This is a genomic window from Vibrio lamellibrachiae (assembly GCF_050337265.1).
GTDB classification, from domain to species: domain Bacteria; phylum Pseudomonadota; class Gammaproteobacteria; order Enterobacterales; family Vibrionaceae; genus Vibrio; species Vibrio kyushuensis.
In genome coordinates this window covers 279,626-297,900 of the sequence record NZ_JAKJSU010000008.1, presented here as the reverse complement: position 1 = coordinate 297,900, position 18,275 = coordinate 279,626, and the positions used below count along the sequence as shown (strand labels likewise).

The following is an 18,275-nucleotide window of genomic DNA, read 5'->3' as shown; positions in this document are numbered from 1 at the left end:
AATTGATTAACTACTATTGCACTGATTTTATCTTTTCAACAATCGCTTTTAGACCATTACCACGTGAAGCACTCAAATGAGCAATCAGGCCAAGAGACTCAAAATAACTGTCTACATCGAAAGCTTGTATTTGCTCCGTTGTCTTACCATCAAAAGCAGCAAGAACTAATGCTATCAAACCACGAACGATACGAGCATCTGAATCTGCACAGAAAGACCAAACACCATCAACTGACTTGCTGACTAGCCACACTTTGCTTTCACAACCCGCAACCGTCACAGAATCAGTTTTAAATTCATCAGGCATCTCAGGTAGTTTTTTTCCCCACTGAATCACTTGGCGATATCGGTCTTCCCAACCTTTGAAATTCTGCATGGTTGAGACAATATCATCTGTCGTAATTTCATGACCAAATGGTGAAATTGGAAAATCCGTCATTCTAAACTCATCTAATTAGGTAATAACTAATGTTACTTACTATGCTTAGCTACTTACTGTGCTTGGCAATAATCTTCTCAACGATTTTTGAAACAGCAACAAAACCAAAGGTTGCAGTCACGACTGTTGCAGCGCCAAAACCCGTCGCACAATCCATTCGTTTTGGGCCTTCGGCTGTCGATTTCGCCGCGCAAACAGAACCATCGGCTTGTGGGTATTTTAACTGTTCCGTTGAAAACACACACTCAATGCCAAATTTACGTGCAGGGTTTTTAGGGAAATTATGCAATCGTCGTAACGTGTCTTTTAACTTCTTCGCCAACGGATCTTGAATCGTCTTAGTGAGATCTGCCACCTTTATTTGAGTGGGGTCCATCTGACCACCAGCACCACCAATAGTGATCACTTTAATTTTATTACTTCGACAATACGACAACAAAGATGCTTTCGCTTTTAGGCTATCAATCGCGTCCAAGACATAATCAAACTCTTTGCTTAGGTACTCTTGCTGATTATCTGGACCAATAAAGTCATCAATAAGATTTACCTTACACTCTGGGTTAATCAGCTTAACGCGTTCCGACATCACCTCTATCTTGCTCTGACCGACCGTTCCGCTCATTGCGTGTATTTGACGATTAATGTTAGTCACGCACACATCATCCATATCGATGAGAGTGAGTTCGCCAACACCAGTACGCACCAACGCCTCAACGGCCCAAGAACCCACACCACCAATACCAATCACACAGACGTGAGCTGCACGAAGGATTTCAACTTCACTATTGCCATATAGGCGGCGAGTACCACCAAAACGTTGGTCATAATTTTCAGAAGCAGGAGTGTCGAGTTCACGCATATCAAACGTCCACAATAGATAGGGTCACAAAATAGAGTAACAAAAAGAAAGAGTGCGATTTATACGCACTCTATTTTAAAAAGTCTAGTTGTTTTAAAAGCAGTCGTTATTCGATCTTTTCAGCCGGCATCATCCAAGGCGCTTGAGTGGCTGAGCCTTCCAAGCCTAACTTCCACACACGCCCGAAATGTTTATAGTGACCCGCCTCTGTGCCTGCTCTTGGACCCATGCCATGATAAAGGTCTAAATGGTTCTGTTTTACCGCACCACCAGTATCAAGCACGATAAGAAGACGAAGTTGATGTGCCCCGCTCCAAGTGCCATCGGCATTAAGCAGAGGGACTTCTGCTAAAATTGGGGTTCCCATAGGGAAAATAGAGCGATCACCGGCAACCGAGGCCATTGGTTGCAGTGGGATACCTGCTGTTCCCATGACTGACATCGCATCTCTTGGTGAGAAGAATACGAATGATGGGTTTTGCTCAAGCAGATCTCGAACAACTTGTTCATCGTTCGCCATTACCCAATCTTTGATCGCTTTTAGCGACATTTTTTCACGAGCAACTTCACCTTGCTCAATCAGAACTCGTCCAATACTTACGTAAGCACGGTTATTTTTACCCGCATAAGCAAAGTATTCGAGTGTATCGTCATCTTCAAAATGAACGAATCCACTCCCTTGAACTTCCATAATAAAAGGGTCAATGCGGTTGGCTGCGTAACCTAGTTCTAATCCTAAACCTTCGAGTGCGCCATCATAAATTTGAGCACGTGTTGGGCAATCACTGTCACATTCTGGCATGCTATAAACAGGGTATTTAAACGTTTCATTAGCTTCATGGCGTAATTCCATCACAGGTGAAAAATAACCCGTAAATAGAACATTCCCTTTATCATCACCACCACCTAACTGCGCGAACTCAATACCAAAGTTGGCAAGTTCGCTAGGGTCACCACTTTGTAGCGCCCATTCATTGAGTTTTTCATAGAGAGGTTCAAATGTTGCAGCCATCGAAGGAGAGTTAATAACCACTTGCTCTGCTTGCTTGGCAAACTTGGTGAAATCACGTGGTGTGTTTGACTCCACAACAGCAACTTGGTTAAGAGTCGTAGGAAATTCGCTATCAACGTATTGCTGAGCACGTTCGGTTGGTTGTGCACAGCCGAAAAGTAACGCTGTAGCAGCTAAAGGGAGTAATTTTTTGAGCACTGGAGAGATTCCTTAAATTCAGTCATAGGAGCATGACAAACTCTCGATAAGAACTCAATTAGCTAAACGTAAATACGAGGTAAATTAATATGTGGTTTCATTAATTTACCTCTCTAATGCTAATACTTACGCAGTGGTTCAGTGTACTTTCCATCTAAACGGTAGATTGGATTATAGTGACTATCCGATATTTGGATCATCTGAGTATTCTCTTCGTTGGTCATACGAAAGTGATACTCGGTATTGCCTGTTTGATACTCGAGAACAGTCCCATCAAACTCATAACGAGTCGCGACAATACCACCAGCGACCGAGACACCATCAGGTCCAATATTGATTTTGTTCGTGGCATACCCAGCTACATTTTGTTCAACCCAAACCCCATGGACAGACTCTTGATCAACCATACTTATACGTATCATTTTATAAAGGTAGCTATACGTTAAAACGACAGCAGCCGATATCGCGACGATCATTAAGATAACCGCTATTTCTCTCCATTTACGTTTTTTAGCTCGTTTAACGTTCCGCTTCGGCGGCTCTCTTTTGAATACTGTTTGCGGTGCTTTTCTTACATTAGCCATCATTCACTGCTCATGTTTTGCCCCTAACCTAGCGACTACCTTACTCAAATAGATAGGTCCACAGAGCTATACTCTATAAACCGCTTGCTCGATCTTGAATAAAAAGGCAATATAATCACATATAAATTCAATTGGAATGACAAATTGAAAATTCGTAGTACTGCCTTGGTTAAAGGATTTAGACAATCTGCTCCTTATGTTAATGCTCACCGTGGAAAGACCATGGTGATCATGCTTGGAGGAGAAGCTGTCGCTGACAAAAATTTTACCAATATAATTAGTGATTTATCATTACTTCACAGTCTTGGTGTTAGAGTTGTGTTAGTTCACGGTGCTCGACCACAAATAAATCAAACTCTCCATTCCAATAATATAGAAACGCCCTATCACAAGGGTATTCGGGTAACTGATGAAAAAACACTTAACGTCGTCATGCAAGCAGCAGGTCAGTTGCAATTAGCCATTACTGCCCGGCTTTCTATGAGCCTAAACAACACCCCAATGGCTGGCACTCAACTTAATGTCGTCAGTGGTAATTTTATTGTCTCTCAACCATTAGGTATAGATGATGGGGTTGATTACTGCCACAGTGGCAGAATTCGTCGAATCGATATCGAGGGCATAAATAGAGCTCTCGCGCAGAACTCCATCGTTCTTCTTGGCCCAATCGCGAGCTCAGTTACCGGTGATTCATTCAACCTGCTTTCCGAAGAAGTGGCTACTCAAGTAGCAATCAAACTTGGCGCTGACAAGCTGATTGGGTTCTGCTCAGAGCAAGGTGTGATTGATGAAAATGGCAATGCCATTGCCGAACTTTTTCCCAAAGATGTCGATAAACTGCTAGACAGTAATAATAGTCATTCCCTTGATAACTGCTCTGAAAAAACGATGCAAGATGACTCTTCAGGAACCACTCGCTTCTTACGTGCAGCGACAAAGGCGTGTCGAGCTGGCGTTCCTCGAAGTCATTTAATCAGTTACAAAGATGATGGCGCTTTGATTCAAGAGCTGTTCTCGTTAGACGGGATTGGTACTCAGGTCGTGATGGCGAGTGCAGAACAGGTACGAACCGCTCAAATCGATGATATTGGTGGCATTTTAGATCTCATTCGTCCTCATGAAGAACAGGGTGTTCTGGTCAGGCGCTCAAGAGAGCAGTTAGAGCAAGAGATCCATCAATTCACTATTATTGAAAAAGATGGCCTGATCATTGGTTGCGCAGCGCTGTATCCATACAAAGATGAGCATATGGCAGAGATGGCTTGCGTAGCGATTGACCCTGAATACCGTGATGGCAACAGGGGTTTATTGCTGCTTGAACACATGAAGCTTCAGTCAAAGTCGCAAGGCATTAAAACGATTTTTGTCCTTACAACACACAGTTTGCACTGGTTTAGGGAACAAGGCTTCTATGAAGTTGGCGTTGAATCATTACCAATGACAAAACAAAATCTCTACAACTATCAACGACGCTCAAAAATCTTAGCGCTTCGTGTATAGCTTTGTCTTAAAGAAATAAAAGGCGTTAAATCTTACAATCGAGACAATAAGTAATCGATTTCATAGTAAATCCTGACAAAACCCTGCTTTATTTAATTTGAAAATGTGGTTAAAATTCGAGCTCCTCAAAATGAGGAGCTCCCTTTCGGGGTCATTGGACTCTTTGCCTAACTCAGTTGGGCCCGCATGGAATGCCTTAAATACTAAAACAAGTAACTAAGAGCAAATTGTCGATGAAGACCGTCATATGTAACTCTATCCAAAGTTTTTGGGATATGGCTGATAACCACTTTTTAGAAGGCTTAGATGTACATTGCGTTTTTCCTGTCAATGAAGGTTTAAAAGCCTTTATTTTGAATTATCAGGAACGCTATAAGATCAACAGTATTTCTTTTACAAGCGCAGTTTGCTAGCAAACTCGTTCAGGTTAGCGCCTCAATAACAATGCAACACCGAGTAGCCAGGGATGGTTACTTATAATTCCACCCCATGCTCATTATCAGCGTCAATCTATTACTTCTTTCTAGCTTTTTACTTCTTGCCTATTTCAACCTATCAACCAAGCCACTCGCGCGTTCAGTTTTCACTCTTATACCACGCTTAAGTACCGTCATATTGGCATATAATGCCAAGCGTTTTTTAGCACGAGTAATCCCGGTATAAATAAGCTCTCTGGTTAATAACGGTGTAAAGTCAGGAGGTAAAACCATCAACGTTAATGCAAACTCACTACCCTGAGATTTATGTATGGTCATCGCATAAGCCGTATCATGGCTTGGTACTCGGCTTGGCAATACCGATTTAACACTTCCATCGGGCAGTTCAAAAAAGACCTTCAGACGCCTTTCTTCATCCGAGTAATCATACATACAAATACCAATATCACCGTTGTATAAACCGAGCCCATGATCGTTTTGCGTCACCATAACAGGTCGACCGTGATACCACAGTTCATCTTGTGGCCGTATCAATCGTTGCGTTGTTAGCGCTCTCTCTATTCGCTGGTTCAGACCCGAAACACCAAAATCACCTTCACGTATCGCGCACAAAAGTCGGCATTGAGAAAACTGTTTTAGCGCCAATTGAGCACGTTTCAGTTGCTCTTCTAGTGAAGCTATAACGTCTGTTCTCGACGCGTGTATCTGCTTTAAATACAGTCCGTACTCATCAACCAACGTTTTTAGCATTTGGTTATAACTATCACTGCTTAGTGACTGTACTTGAATATCACTAAACCCTTGCGATAAAACTACATCAACACGTTTTGATTGCCCTGAGTTAATAGCCTTGGATAATTGTCCGATGCCCGAGCGCGCATCAAAACGAAAACTTTTTTGTAGCATACACAAGCTATCACCAATGGCATGACCATTTGCATTGAGCTCATTACTGATGGCTTTCTCTTCAACTACCTCTGTTCCACCATCAGATAAATTCTGATAATGCGTTAGATCTTGAAGCAATTTAGTTTGAGCTTTGCTGTACCCGACTTTCTGAAAAGAGCAGATATCACCCAATACCGAGCCCGCTTCTACGGACGCAAGTTGATCTTTATCACCCAACAATATCAAACGCGCATGATCTGGTAACGCGTCGACCACCTTGTACATCATAGGAAGATCGACCATTGAAGCTTCATCGATAACAAGTATATCTAGATGTAACGGGTTCGATTTATTATGACGAAACTCAGCACTATTTGGCAGAGCGCCCAATAAGCGGTGAATGGTACTCGCTTGTGTCGGTATTTGAGCTTTTAGATCAGGGGAGACCGCAAGCTCTGAAATGGCCTGCCCAATAGATTCAGTTAACCTTGCTGCCGCCTTTCCTGTCGGGGCAACCAAGCGAATTGTCGGCACCTTCCCTGCTTGTTCCGCTTGAGTAATCAACGCCGCAAGTAACTTAGTAACTGTGGTTGTTTTCCCTGTCCCCGGTCCACCAGAAATAACCGCAAATCGTCGAGTGAGGGCAACCGCCGCCGCCACTTTCTGCCAGTTCACACACACAGATAAAGGAATCAATGTATCCAATACGGATAAGTCTTCACTCTTCTTAGCCGCTAAAATTTGTTCATCAATGGCATTCCAATCCAATGCACTGCTATCCACAATATCAAGGTGATCACACACTAGCTGTTGGCGTTGTACCTGATTAGAGTTCGTATAAGTCTCACCTTTAAGTGCATTAAACAGATAGTGATAGCTGCGTTGGAATAATCGATCGAGGAGTTCGGTTAGGTTTTGGATCTCTGAAGGCTTTAGGATCATAGGTGACCCAAAGCTTGCTAACCTTTGTGAAAGTCCCATCTCATATTGCCAGTAGCGATGAAGATACAAGCGGATGCCATCAAACATCATAGGAATAGCCTCACCCTGAGTACCAATGACGTTCGACTTTCCTATTAATGCAGGCCAATCAATACGTTCAAGTTGCTGAGTTAACGCTATTGCCGCCTCCCCATACAAACCTAAATTGAGTGCCCATTGGTGAGTAGCTATAGCATCGACTGCACCTTTTGAAGACGATGACGAACTCATTAAAGAGTGAGACACAACCACACAGATATTGCCTTTGCTCAGTTCATAACTCACTAAACCCGCTAAAAAACCAATCTCCTGAGGAGAGGACTTTTCTTGCGAGGCGACAAATCGAGCGAACTGATAATCAAGCTGACGAATTGCGCCCTTTGAAGCCAACGCCTTTAAAGTATCAAGAAGAGAAATTGTCATTAAAAATCCAGCTCCATTTGATCGGTGCTAATACCTGCGCTTGATGCTTCACCATCAATGAGTTTATCCATATCGTTTAACAATTCTAAGCTTGGTTTTGCGGAAAAAATGCCATGGTCTGATTGCCCGTCCATCCCACGAAGAAAGAGGTAATAGACACCACCAAAGTGATCATCGTAATCATAATTCGCCATTCGACTACGTAAAAAACGATGTAATGCTAAGGCATAGATTTGATACTGTAAATCGTATCGATGCCCCGACATCGCGCCTCGAAGTGCCTCTCCATGGTAGCAAGCGACATCATCACCAAGGTGGTTAGATTTCCAATCCAATACGTAATACTTCCCTTGGTACTCAAACACTAAATCGATAAAGCCTTTAAGCATCCCTTTTACCGTTTGAAAGCCTAATACTCCTGCTTTAGCAGACAGCTCATCATGTTTACTGATCGTTTGATTTAGCCCATTGGCAGTCAGAACTTCGATGGGTAACAAAAACTCCATTTCCACGAGTCGCTGTGATTGCTGAGTTTGCTTCAAAAGCAACCGCTCACCATCTAAAGGCGTGCTTAAAACGGTATCCACTAATTGTTGTAGAACAGGCAGCCAATGCGGTTCTAGCTGCTCCTTTTCCATAAGATCAACAATGACGGCTTGGTTATTTTCATCATTGGCTGGTCGTGTGAACTCAACTTCTTCAAACAGCGTATGTAGAAAAGTTCCGGGCCTTGCGCCTCGTGGAAAAGTAAAGATGGATCGTTCCGGTTCAACAATTTCAGACTCGTCATGCTCTTCGACTGAGTCAATATCAAAGCCTTGAATTTCGACAGTCGCATCATACTGAGAGTGGCTATTACCCTGCTTAACTAAACCTGAGTAACTGGTTACTCGCCATGATCTATCAATCGACCTTGTTAATTCGTTTGCATCAAACTCAACCAGTTCTTCTTCTGTGGCGATATAAACAGACTCTTGCTCAGCGGGTGAGTCAGTTAATGCGATAGCGGGCAAAGCTTTTGTTTGAGCGCTAATCGCATTGGTCAAATCAGAAATCGTGCCTTGCTGTCCATTTTGTAAAAGGTATCCCAAAGCGCTTTTGTCTACGCCTGTCGGTTCTTTGGTGGAGCGGCCATTTCGTATTGGCGATGTCCCAACAAAGCAGCCATAAACGGCTCTAGTTAACGCTACGTACATAAGACGCAGATCTTCAGCTAAACGTTCTTTGTCTGCTTGCTTGAGCGCTGCGCCGCTATTAGTGATATCGAGAATGGTTTGATCGTTTTCTTCATCGTAATACTTACCCTCGCTTGCCTCACGATAGCTAATGACGAAAGGCAAAAAGACTAAGTCGTACTCGAGGCCTTTTGATTTATGAATAGTGACGATTTGAACGAGATTTCTTTCTGATTCAAGGCGTTGTATCTGATCATCACTGCCACCTAAGCCTTGCTCAGCTTGGCTAATCGTTTCGGCTAGCCAGCGCAGTAGACCATGGTCACTATCCAGCTCTTGCCTTGCTTGTTGTAGTAGCTCACCAATGTGCATTAAGTCAGTAAGCGTTCGTTCACCGTTCTCTTCTTCAAGTAACCTTTCCGCGATATGACGCTTACTCATCACCGAACGAAGCATGGGTAGCACACCCCGTAAAAGCCACAATTTACGATACTCTTTAAACTCGTTAACCGCGTGATCCCAGATTATCTCATCGTTATTTAATGCATCTAACTGACTCGCATTTAATGCAAACAACTCAGAGGCTAAGCACGCTCTCAGAGCTCGATCGTTTTCCGGAGTCAGCGTCGCTTGAAGTAAGCGTTGAATATCTTGAGCAATACCACTGGTAAACACGCTATCACGATTAGAAAGGTACACACTGGCAATGCCTTTATCCGCAAGTGCCTGCTTAATCATTCGTCCTTCATTACCGGTTCTAACCAAAACCGCGATATCGCCCGCTTGAACTGTTTCTTTTTTAGTTTCTTTATCACCGCCAGTACTTTCAAAATAGGCGTTGCCACTTTGAGCCTCGGTTAATATCGTTTGGATCTGACTTGCTGTCGCGAGCGCCATCTCATCAAGATATTCACCTTTGGTTCTGGGTTTGTCTTCAGCGTCTTGCAACCAATAGGTCATCGCGGGTTGAATCTGGTCATTGAGAACCCATTGCTTTTTATCTGCAACAGGGCTGTAGTTCACTGGCAGGAATGGAATATCGTCATCATAAATAAATGGGCTTGATGATGATTCAAATAACTGATTCACAGCAAGCACCATATTGGCACTCGAACGCCAGTTAGTCCCAAGCGTATAGTGAGCACTTACCTGATTCCGCGCTTTGATATAAGTAAAAATATCTGCACCACGAAAACCATAGATCGCTTGCTTAGGATCGCCAATCATAAAGAACCCACACTCAGGATTATTTAAGTAGATACGGCTAAAAATATTGTACTGAAGGGGATCGGTATCTTGGAACTCATCAATCATTGCCACAGGGTATAAACTACGAATGCGCTCAGTGAGAAGAGCTTCGTCATCGACATCTATCGCGGCAGAGAGTTGAGTAAGAAGATCATCAAATGATAGCCACTGTTTCTGCTTTTTCGCACTGGCTAACTTTTCACGACATTGCTCAATAGCATGAGCCATTAATGGTGCTTTTAAGTTTACGGGCGTGGCTAAAAACGCTTCAACCGCATCAAAAACGTCATGTTGTGGTGCGCTGCCTTTGGGTGTTTTTTCTAATAGAACATTTTGTGCAAAGCGTTCTAATTTGTCGGGATAATCGTAGCTTGTTGATGGGTGCTTGGCCCATTCAGATATCGCCTCCAACCAAGTCGGTAGCGATTTTTTGGTGTAGCTACGTTTGTTAATATCAGAGTTTGCAATTAAGTCATGGAAATCATCATGATGCTCAAGCCACAACTGCTTCAGTGCATCAACTTTGGAAAGGTTTACTTGATGTAGAGATTGTAAATCGCCACTCATGGCTTCCACTGACAAAGTTAATGGCGCACCTGTTAAATAACCACCAATGTCAGAAAGCAATTCAGCTGGTGAGCCCCAGATGCGCCTAACTTCCCCGGCAAGATTAATCGCTAACGGATAAAAATTACGACGCCAATAATCAGCAATGACCTGAGCTTTTAAATGACTTTCATCGGTAACGAATTCATTGTTAAATCGGCTACCGGACTCAAAAGCATTTTGCGTAAGCATGCGCTGACAAAATCCGTGAATCGTATAGACCGCCGCTTCGTCCATTTGGCGCTCTGCTTGTAATAGTATTTTAGCGGCTTCTTTATGATTGCTAACCGCTTCAAGTAACGGCTTAATAACTGGCTCATTACTTTTACCACGTGAAAAAGCGATTCGAGCCAAGTGGATTTTCTCTCTAATACGATCTCTCAATTCAGCCGTTGCTGCCTCAGTAAAGGTCACGACTAATATTTGATCAACGGTTAACGGCTGCTGATGACGGGTATTGTCATCGCCATGCCCAAGCAATAAGCGGAGATATAAACCAGCAATGGTAAATGTTTTACCCGTGCCTGCTGATGCCTCAATAAGCCTTGCTCCATGCAGCGGAAACGTCATGGTATCTAGTGCCGTTGTCATTATATCCAAACCCTTTTACTTGCTAACTGCATAAAGCTATCCAATTGAATGCACATTACTTTCATTGCTACTGAGTAAATTACCACTATCACACTCTCGAACTTAAATTTTTAACCCAATAAATTGGCTGTATAACGTGATCTAGCTATGAAAAATCTGACAAACTAATACTTAGTGACTAACCATACTAAGCTAGTGCGATCTCACTCACGGTAGAGGATCAAGTGAGCCTATAGTATGCGCTCACAGGTTAAGTGAGTATCCAATGCGAATACTTACAACCAACAGAATAATGGTCCCTCTGACCTATGGCCGTACAGAAAACGCCCTACACTATAATGATTGACTGGCGGCCATTTTACTTCTTCCCAATTGAACTCGTTTAACGCTCGTTCGATATCCCACAGCAGCAACTCTTAGAATTTCAATAAACGGAATAGTCATGCTTAGGCATCTGCCGCATTAATCACAGCTAATCTTGGCGCTTGAATAACAAGAGCAGAGAGCATTCTTACTTGCGCAGCTAACTCATCATTCCATTGTGGCCAAATACGAGAAATATAAACATTCGCCCCTTCACCAGTCATCATATAACTGTCATTAAATGTCCCGGACATTTTCTTATTCGATTTATCTTCGTCATCGACCCATTTACCACGACTAAAGCCTGCATCAACATTGGCTAACGCTGTTTTAGGGAAATAGCACAATGGCGTTGTCATGCCTTGATAATACAAACGTACTAACTCATTAAGCAGATCTTGCGCATACCCTGCATCTTCTATCGCAGGATAGATCTCATGGACCACCCCTTCTTTACGATCGTAACCAACAATATGAGTCGGTTTAGACATGCCAGAGATCGTTAATAAAAGGTGGTCAATCCAAGCAGAGAGGTAATCTTGAGCACGAATTTTACCACTACGATAACGAACAAGACCTGATTGATAGTGCTGAGTCAGCCAGCCTGTTAGTTGAATATCTTTACCTTCACCAAGTACATCGAAAGTTAGGTTTATATCGATGTCATCAAGTGGGCTACTACAGATAAATGCCAAAGTCTCAACCAACTCTTCAGCTTGAGCTCTGTTGGTTTCAAATTCAATATCACCAAATGCACCAACAGGTAGCTTTCCTTGTGCCCTCTGCTGCGCGACAAAATCATCAATGATTTTCTGGATCCCCTGATTTCCTGATGAGTTAGGCTCACCAGATAAGCGCGCAGAAAGGATTCGTTCAAGCAGTTGATCTCGTATCTGATAGCTTTCTAAACCATTAAGTACAAAAGGCTCATCATCGGCCATGACGGGTAAAGGGGGTTCAAATACGACCTTTAAACGACGGTTGAAAAAGTACTGAACAGGCAAGCGCCAAAAACGTTGTAGCTCAACAACATCGAGCGAGATCGGAAAAGTAGCACCTAATAGATAGTCACTGAGCTGACGTTCAAACTCACCACTTTGCTGACCAAGCCTATTAACGGCTGGCATCCACTCTTTGGCATAGCTACCATATTCACTTGAAAACTCTGATGGGCTAAATGGCACCATCGCATGTTGAGAAATAAGAGATGAAACCAGCTTGTCTCCCGATTCATCACTCGGCAAAGTTTCATCGCCCAGTAGACAGTAGTTTTGCTGGCAGTACTCCATGAGTTCCGTGACTAACACAGAAGGAACTTGCTCGGTATTGTCCTGAATAGAACGCCCAATATAACTGACGTATAGTCGTTGATTGGCCGAAAGTATCGCCTCTAAAAACATGTAGCGGCTATCTTCACGCCTTGAGCGGTCTCCCGGTCTAAAACTATTTTGTAAGTAGTCAAAACCTTCGGTGATGTCATTCGGCGGATAAACACCATCATTCATCCCGAGTAAACAGACAACATTGAATGGGATTGAACGCATTGGCATCAGAGTACAAAAATTTACCTGCCCTGCTAAGAAGCGCTGACTAACCCGCGTACCTGATAGCTTATTATTGAGGTATAAACTCACCACATTTGGTGCAATATCTTCAGAGTAAGCCGCTTCAGCAAGCTGGTCTTTCAATGAGGCTAACGTGTCTCGTATCGATTTCAGCGCCACTTCACCTTCAAGCTCCACCGAAAAGAAATCATCCAACAATCGATTGAGTATTTCGCGCCAAGCTTCAATTGACTGAGTCTGAGCCAGTCTGTTTCGGTAATCGCTTATAAGGTCGATAAAGTGAGCTAGTTTTCCTGCTAACTCAGCTTGCATACCTTGGACTTCGTTATAAGGAGCAAGTGCTTGCTTCTGTTCTGATGAGTCAATGCCCATATCAAACAGCCCTGCAGCTTCGGGCATGGCGTAGCCCAGTAGCATTCTTTGAATGCCAAATTGCCATGTATTTTGCGATGTCTCTGGTAGTTCAAACTCTTTGGCGGTTAGGCCATCAAGACCCCAACGAATACCTGATTCTTCTATCCAACGTTTGGCTTGAGAGAAATCATCATCGTCGAGTCCAAATTTCGCCATCATTGCCGGTGTTTCGAGTAGCTCAAGTAACTCTGACGCTAAACAACGCGTATTGGGTAAGTCCACCAACTGCATAAACGCCGCTAGAATTGGGCTCTCTTGAGTGGCGGTTCTGTCTGATATAGAGAATGGGATGTACCGATCACCCGGTGCATTACCAAAGACGGCTTGAATCGCAGGGCTGTAAGCATTGATGTCAGGGACCATAACGATAATATCACGAGGCTTTAGATCCTCGTTCGCATCAAACATACCAAGTAGTTGATCGTACAATACTTCAACTTCACGCATCGCACTATGACACGCGTGCAACGTTAAAGAGTGATCAGCACTATTAATGGTTTGCTTGTGTCGACTCGAATCAAGCTGTTCGTCGTCTTGATGCTCTTCAAGGTTTAGGATATCCGCTTGCAAGTTATGCAGCAGTGAGTCTCTTGGTATATCGACAAATGCCTCAATCTCATGTGATTCAAGTTGAGAAAGTAGAAACATATTATCGCGGCCAAGCTTACCTAATGAGGCAAGCAGGTTATTACCGACTACATCCGTATGCAGCTCATCGATAACATTGTCTTCCACACTGCCTTTTAATTGCTCCGTTAGACCACCAACTTCAGAATGATCGCTCTGCCACTCTACGTGCTGTCGGCCCTTTGCAGCCAATTTGGATAAGTATTTTTGGTCTCGCACATCGCCCCAGTAATAACGACATGGGTTGGTAAACATTAGGTGGACATCAATATGCTCGCCGATCGCTTTTAAGGCATCCATATAACGAGGAGGAAGCGATGAAATACCAAACACAAAAAGTCGCTTTGGTAAGTTTTCAAACGAACCTTGGTAGTGAGCAAGCGTATCAATGAACTCTTCATAAAGGTTTGCCCTATGAAAAGGGGACTGTTCAAGTTCAAGCGTATAGTCATACAAAGCTTGCCATAATATCGGCTGCCAAGGGTGCAGATCTTCAAGTTCATCAACGCTCTGCCCCGCTTCCCAACGGGCTATCCACTCCGGTCGATACACCAAATAGCCATCAAAAATATCGGCAATTTTCTCTACCAATTGATAGCGTTTAGAGTGGTCATCATCGTCGTCGAGATAACGATCAAGCGGCTGAAATTCGTCCTGGCCTAACATTGAAGGCAGCAGGTGCATCAACTTCCATGTCATCGCTTCTTTGTTAAAAGCACTACGCTTGGGAACATCGGGCAAAATCTGGGTGAACATATCCCAAATAAAAGTCGCAGGAAGGGGAAATTCAAGGTTAGCGGCAATACCAAATTCGTTGGCGAGTTCCATCTTCAACCATTGAGACATACCCGGGCTTTGAACCAGAATTTGCTCTTTTTCAAACGGGTTTTCTAATGGATTTTGACGTACAAGCTCAACTAAAAGAGACTTGAGAATATCGATTTGATTGGAGTGATAGACGGTAAACAAAATACGCTCATACTATTCTTGCCGCAGATAGACTCAGATTAGCATAACTACTTAACCTAGTAGGGTATTTTGAACAAACTACACAGCTAAAAGGCTAACGATTACTCATTATTACTTTGTGAGGTTGATAAAAGTGCAAATAGCGCATTGCCACGTACCCTACAACGGCCGTTGCGACGAATAATTCTAACCCTGCCAAAAATTGAACTTGAGTGACGTACTCTGACTCAATACCGATGCCTTGCATCCAACCAATCAACTTGAACTGAGCCGTCGCACTGATCACAATAGGAAAAGTAAATGCCGCATATCCAGCACTGAACGGTAATCGTAGTAGCTTAAAGAATGCGGTATAGATGAGCATGGTCATTAAAATAGAGATGCCAAACAGCACACTAATCACAACTGGGGAAGGTGACGATTGTACCGTAAGATATCCTGCCAGTGAAAGGCTTGCCGGCGCTGCCATAATGGCGATGGTCGGTTTTGCTGCGTCAGGAATTTCATGGGTAAACATAAACCGATAGAGCATGATTGGTAACATGATTGCGTAAGCCACCATACCAAACAGCAATATTCCATTAGCAATAGGCAGTAGCATCGGGTTACCAGAGAAAGACACATCTGCAACGATTATCCCAATAGGTGGGACAAACCAGCTTGGAACCATATGATGCAGTTTAAACTCGCGTGAGCGATGATAGATAAAACTCACCAGAAACACGACATGCAAAACAATAGCCGAGAGCCATACCAGATCACCAGCAAGTGCGTAGAAATGACCGAGAGAATTAGAGATAACCATCACTCCCATCGCAAATGTCGGCACAACACTACCAACAACAGGATGCGCAAGATCTTCACGTAGCAGATGATTATGGAACAAAAATTTAATGGCAAGTATTGAGAGTAGCCCCGTCGCTATAACTGCACCACTCCACTGCCCATAACCATGTAGATCGATAAGATTCTCCCAACACCAACCAAGGCTAGCAATACCAAGAGCAAGGCCAGCCATTGGAGTTGGTGCGTTCATTACTCTGTATTTCATTTTATTTATCATCGACGCCTCACTTAGAGCATGGTTTACTTTTAAAACTATTCTAAGCTTGAATTTCGTTCTAATATATCTAATTATATAGAACACTCGTTCAAGTTAACTAAACGTAAACTATGTCTTCAAATATCTCGCTCAAACAACTTAAAGTGTTCACAACCGTCACCCAGCATAGAACATTAACCTCAGCTTCGGAGGCTCTTTTTCTCTCTAAAGCGGCCGTCAGTATGGCACTGTCTGAGCTTGAAAAGCAGATTGGTCATGCACTGTTTGATCGCGTTAATAATCGTTTGATTATCAATCAAGAAGGGCTAAAACTGTTGCCTCTTGCTGATGAGTTACTGCATCGTGTCGATGATATCGACGAACTGTTTAATCATGAACAAGCCCTTACCGGTCAGCTACGCATAGGAACAAGTGACACAATAGGCAACCATATTGCACCAAAACTGCTTAGCGGCTTTCGTACAAAAACAAACCACCTATCTCAAAGTTTGTTCATTTCAAACTCAAACTTAATATGTCAAAAGTTACTTGATTACGAATTAGACCTTGCGCTTATTGAAGGGAAAACTCAGCATCCACAATTGCTTTCGACTCAATTTAGTGAAGATGAAATGTGTGTGATCTGCCCTATCGACTTTCCACACACTGATAAAGAAAACACACTGCTGAGTAAATTAGAAAATAGCCAGTGGATACTTAGAGAAGCAGGGTCGGGTTCACGAGAGTTTTTCTTACGAGTCATTGCACCTCGCATAGAACAGTGGCACGAAGCTTTTGAACTCAACACGACAGAAGCATTAATCAATAGCGTCTCATCAGGTTTAGGGCTAGGTTGCCTATCTCGCCTAGCGGCAGAATCTGCACTCAAAGACGGCAGAGTGAAAGAACTCAAACTCCCCCTCGATATGAGAAGACGCTTCTGGCTCTTGGTACATAAAGAAAAATACCAGAGTCCATTACTCAAGAGCTTTATTGATTTTTGTCATTTAGTGGATAAAGACTCACCACATAGCTCCCAGAATTAGCCATCTCGCTAGACTTAAACCAGACTAAACTGTATAAACAGCCAGTGATAGATTCAAATTAATTAGGGGAATAACCATGGCTGTAATCGTTAAGTACGTGGTGGAACGCAACGGAGAAGAGAAAATGACTTTTACCTCTAAAGCCGAAGCTGACGCTTATGACAAAATGCTGGATATGGCAGATGAGCTGTTTGAACTGCTTGGCAAAAGTGACGTATTAGAAGATGAAGGTAAGCAAGAAGAGCTTGCTCTTTACCTAGCTAAGAACAAAGAAGAAGTTCTATTTGCTCTAGGCGCTAAGCGCAAGCCTGCACCGAAAAAAGCAAAGAAGATTGAAGCTGTCGAAGACGCTCCAGAAGAAGACGCCGCTTAGTCTTCTCGTAAACCATTCAAACCCAGAGCATTGACTCTGGGTTTTTTATTACCTAATCCTTAATCAATATCTGTATCCACTTCAATAATACGGAAAGTTAATCCGCTAAAGATTACCCTAATAAAAGCGTATATTTCTCGTTAGGATATCCATTCAACCTTAGTTAGAGCACATCTATGACTTATCACATTGAAGTCTGTATCGATAATTTAGAATCCCTACATAACGCCATAAAGGGTGGAGCAACTCGCATTGAGCTATGTTCATCTCTAGCACTCGGCGGCTTAACCCCAAGCTTTGGTTTTATGAAAAAAGCTTCACAAATTTCAACGATTCCCGTCTATGCTATGATTCGACCTCGCCAAGGGGATTTTCTCTACGATAATGATGATATTGATTCGATGTTGTTAGATATTGAAGCAGCAAGCTTAGCAGGTCTACAAGGTGTGGTTTTTGGCGTACTCACCGCGAGCGGCGATATTGATATGCTCAACGCGAAAAAATTAGCGGATAAAGCCCATTCACTCAATCTAGGCATTACCTTTCATCGTGCCATCGATCAATGCCGAGACTACAAAACGGCCGTTGAACAGATCTGTGAACTAGGTTGTGAACGAATACTCACTTCAGGACTTGCACCAACTGTAGAAGATGGGGTGTCTGTACTCGCAGATATGGTTGATATTGCCAAGGGGCGAGTAAATATCATGGCCGGAGCAGGACTTAATGCCGACAATGTTCAATCGATCATTGAACAATCGAACGTAACTGAGGTTCACTTATCTGGTAAATCCACTCGTAGCAGCAACATGACCTATGTAGCAGAACAAGCTAAGATGGGAAGTAATGATGACTTTATCGTTCCAGTAACCGACTCTGTTAAAGTTTCACTTGTCGCTAAACAATTGCCTTCAAATTAATGATAATGTGGTTAC

The 18,275-nt window shown here is 43.0% G+C and carries 13 protein-coding genes; 5 read left to right on the top strand and 8 right to left on the bottom strand.

What is annotated here, in order from left to right; all coding sequences use genetic code 11:
* Positions 1–13: 13 nt before the first annotated feature.
* From csdE to L4C54_RS14485, 4 genes are all read right to left on the bottom strand, one after another.
* Positions 14–439 carry a cysteine desulfurase sulfur acceptor subunit CsdE gene (csdE, locus tag L4C54_RS14500; RefSeq protein WP_428808743.1) on the bottom strand — a complete coding sequence of 142 codons (426 nt, stop codon included), beginning with the start codon at positions 437–439 and terminating at the stop codon, positions 14–16.
* Positions 440–488: 49 nt separating this feature from the next.
* Positions 489–1,298 (bottom strand): tRNA cyclic N6-threonylcarbamoyladenosine(37) synthase TcdA, encoded by an 810-nt coding sequence (tcdA, locus tag L4C54_RS14495; RefSeq protein WP_428808742.1) that lies wholly within the window; start codon positions 1,296–1,298, stop codon positions 489–491.
* Positions 1,299–1,404: 106 nt separating this feature from the next.
* Positions 1,405–2,517, bottom strand: coding sequence for a murein transglycosylase A (mltA, locus tag L4C54_RS14490; RefSeq protein ID WP_428808815.1), 1,113 nt, complete (start codon positions 2,515–2,517; stop codon positions 1,405–1,407).
* A gap of 110 nt (positions 2,518–2,627) precedes the next feature.
* Positions 2,628–3,095 carry a DUF2850 domain-containing protein gene (locus L4C54_RS14485; RefSeq protein WP_428808741.1) on the bottom strand — a complete coding sequence of 156 codons (468 nt, stop codon included), beginning with the start codon at positions 3,093–3,095 and terminating at the stop codon, positions 2,628–2,630.
* A gap of 141 nt (positions 3,096–3,236) precedes the next feature.
* Here L4C54_RS14485 and argA point away from each other — a divergent pair, with 141 nt between their 5' ends.
* Both argA and L4C54_RS14475 read left to right on the top strand, forming a co-directional pair.
* Positions 3,237–4,592, top strand: coding sequence for an amino-acid N-acetyltransferase (argA, locus tag L4C54_RS14480; protein WP_428808740.1), 1,356 nt, complete (start codon positions 3,237–3,239; stop codon positions 4,590–4,592).
* A 233-nt stretch (positions 4,593–4,825) separates the two neighbouring features.
* Positions 4,826–5,005: a hypothetical protein gene (locus tag L4C54_RS14475; protein WP_428800971.1), complete on the top strand. Its 180-nt coding sequence runs from the start codon at positions 4,826–4,828 to the stop codon at positions 5,003–5,005.
* A gap of 129 nt (positions 5,006–5,134) precedes the next feature.
* On the opposite strand, the gene recD is transcribed toward L4C54_RS14475, so the two are convergent.
* From recD to L4C54_RS14455, 4 genes are all read right to left on the bottom strand, one after another.
* A complete protein-coding gene (gene recD / locus L4C54_RS14470) occupies positions 5,135–7,321 on the bottom strand; it encodes an exodeoxyribonuclease V subunit alpha (protein WP_428808739.1) in 2,187 nt (728 codons plus the stop codon).
* Positions 7,321–10,941: an exodeoxyribonuclease V subunit beta gene (gene recB / locus L4C54_RS14465; protein WP_428808738.1), complete on the bottom strand. Its 3,621-nt coding sequence runs from the start codon at positions 10,939–10,941 to the stop codon at positions 7,321–7,323. Before recB ends, recD begins: the two co-directional genes overlap by 1 nt.
* A 446-nt stretch (positions 10,942–11,387) precedes the next feature.
* Entirely contained in the window at positions 11,388–14,879 is a 3,492-nt protein-coding gene (recC, locus tag L4C54_RS14460) for an exodeoxyribonuclease V subunit gamma (RefSeq protein ID WP_428808737.1), read from the bottom strand.
* 94 nt (positions 14,880–14,973) lie between these two features.
* A complete protein-coding gene (locus L4C54_RS14455; protein WP_428808736.1) occupies positions 14,974–15,942 on the bottom strand; it encodes a TDT family transporter in 969 nt (322 codons plus the stop codon).
* A 110-nt stretch (positions 15,943–16,052) separates the two neighbouring features.
* On the opposite strand from L4C54_RS14455, the gene L4C54_RS14450 reads away from it, so the two are divergent.
* From L4C54_RS14450 to L4C54_RS14440, 3 genes are all read left to right on the top strand, one after another.
* Positions 16,053–16,967, top strand: a complete 915-nt coding sequence (locus L4C54_RS14450) for a LysR substrate-binding domain-containing protein (RefSeq protein WP_428808735.1) — start codon at positions 16,053–16,055, stop codon at positions 16,965–16,967.
* Positions 16,968–17,043: 76 nt separating this feature from the next.
* A complete protein-coding gene (locus tag L4C54_RS14445) occupies positions 17,044–17,340 on the top strand; it encodes a YebG family protein (protein ID WP_428800983.1) in 297 nt (98 codons plus the stop codon).
* 176 nt (positions 17,341–17,516) lie between these two features.
* Positions 17,517–18,260: a copper homeostasis protein CutC gene (locus tag L4C54_RS14440; RefSeq protein WP_428808734.1), complete on the top strand. Its 744-nt coding sequence runs from the start codon at positions 17,517–17,519 to the stop codon at positions 18,258–18,260.
* Positions 18,261–18,275: the final 15 nt, after the last annotated feature.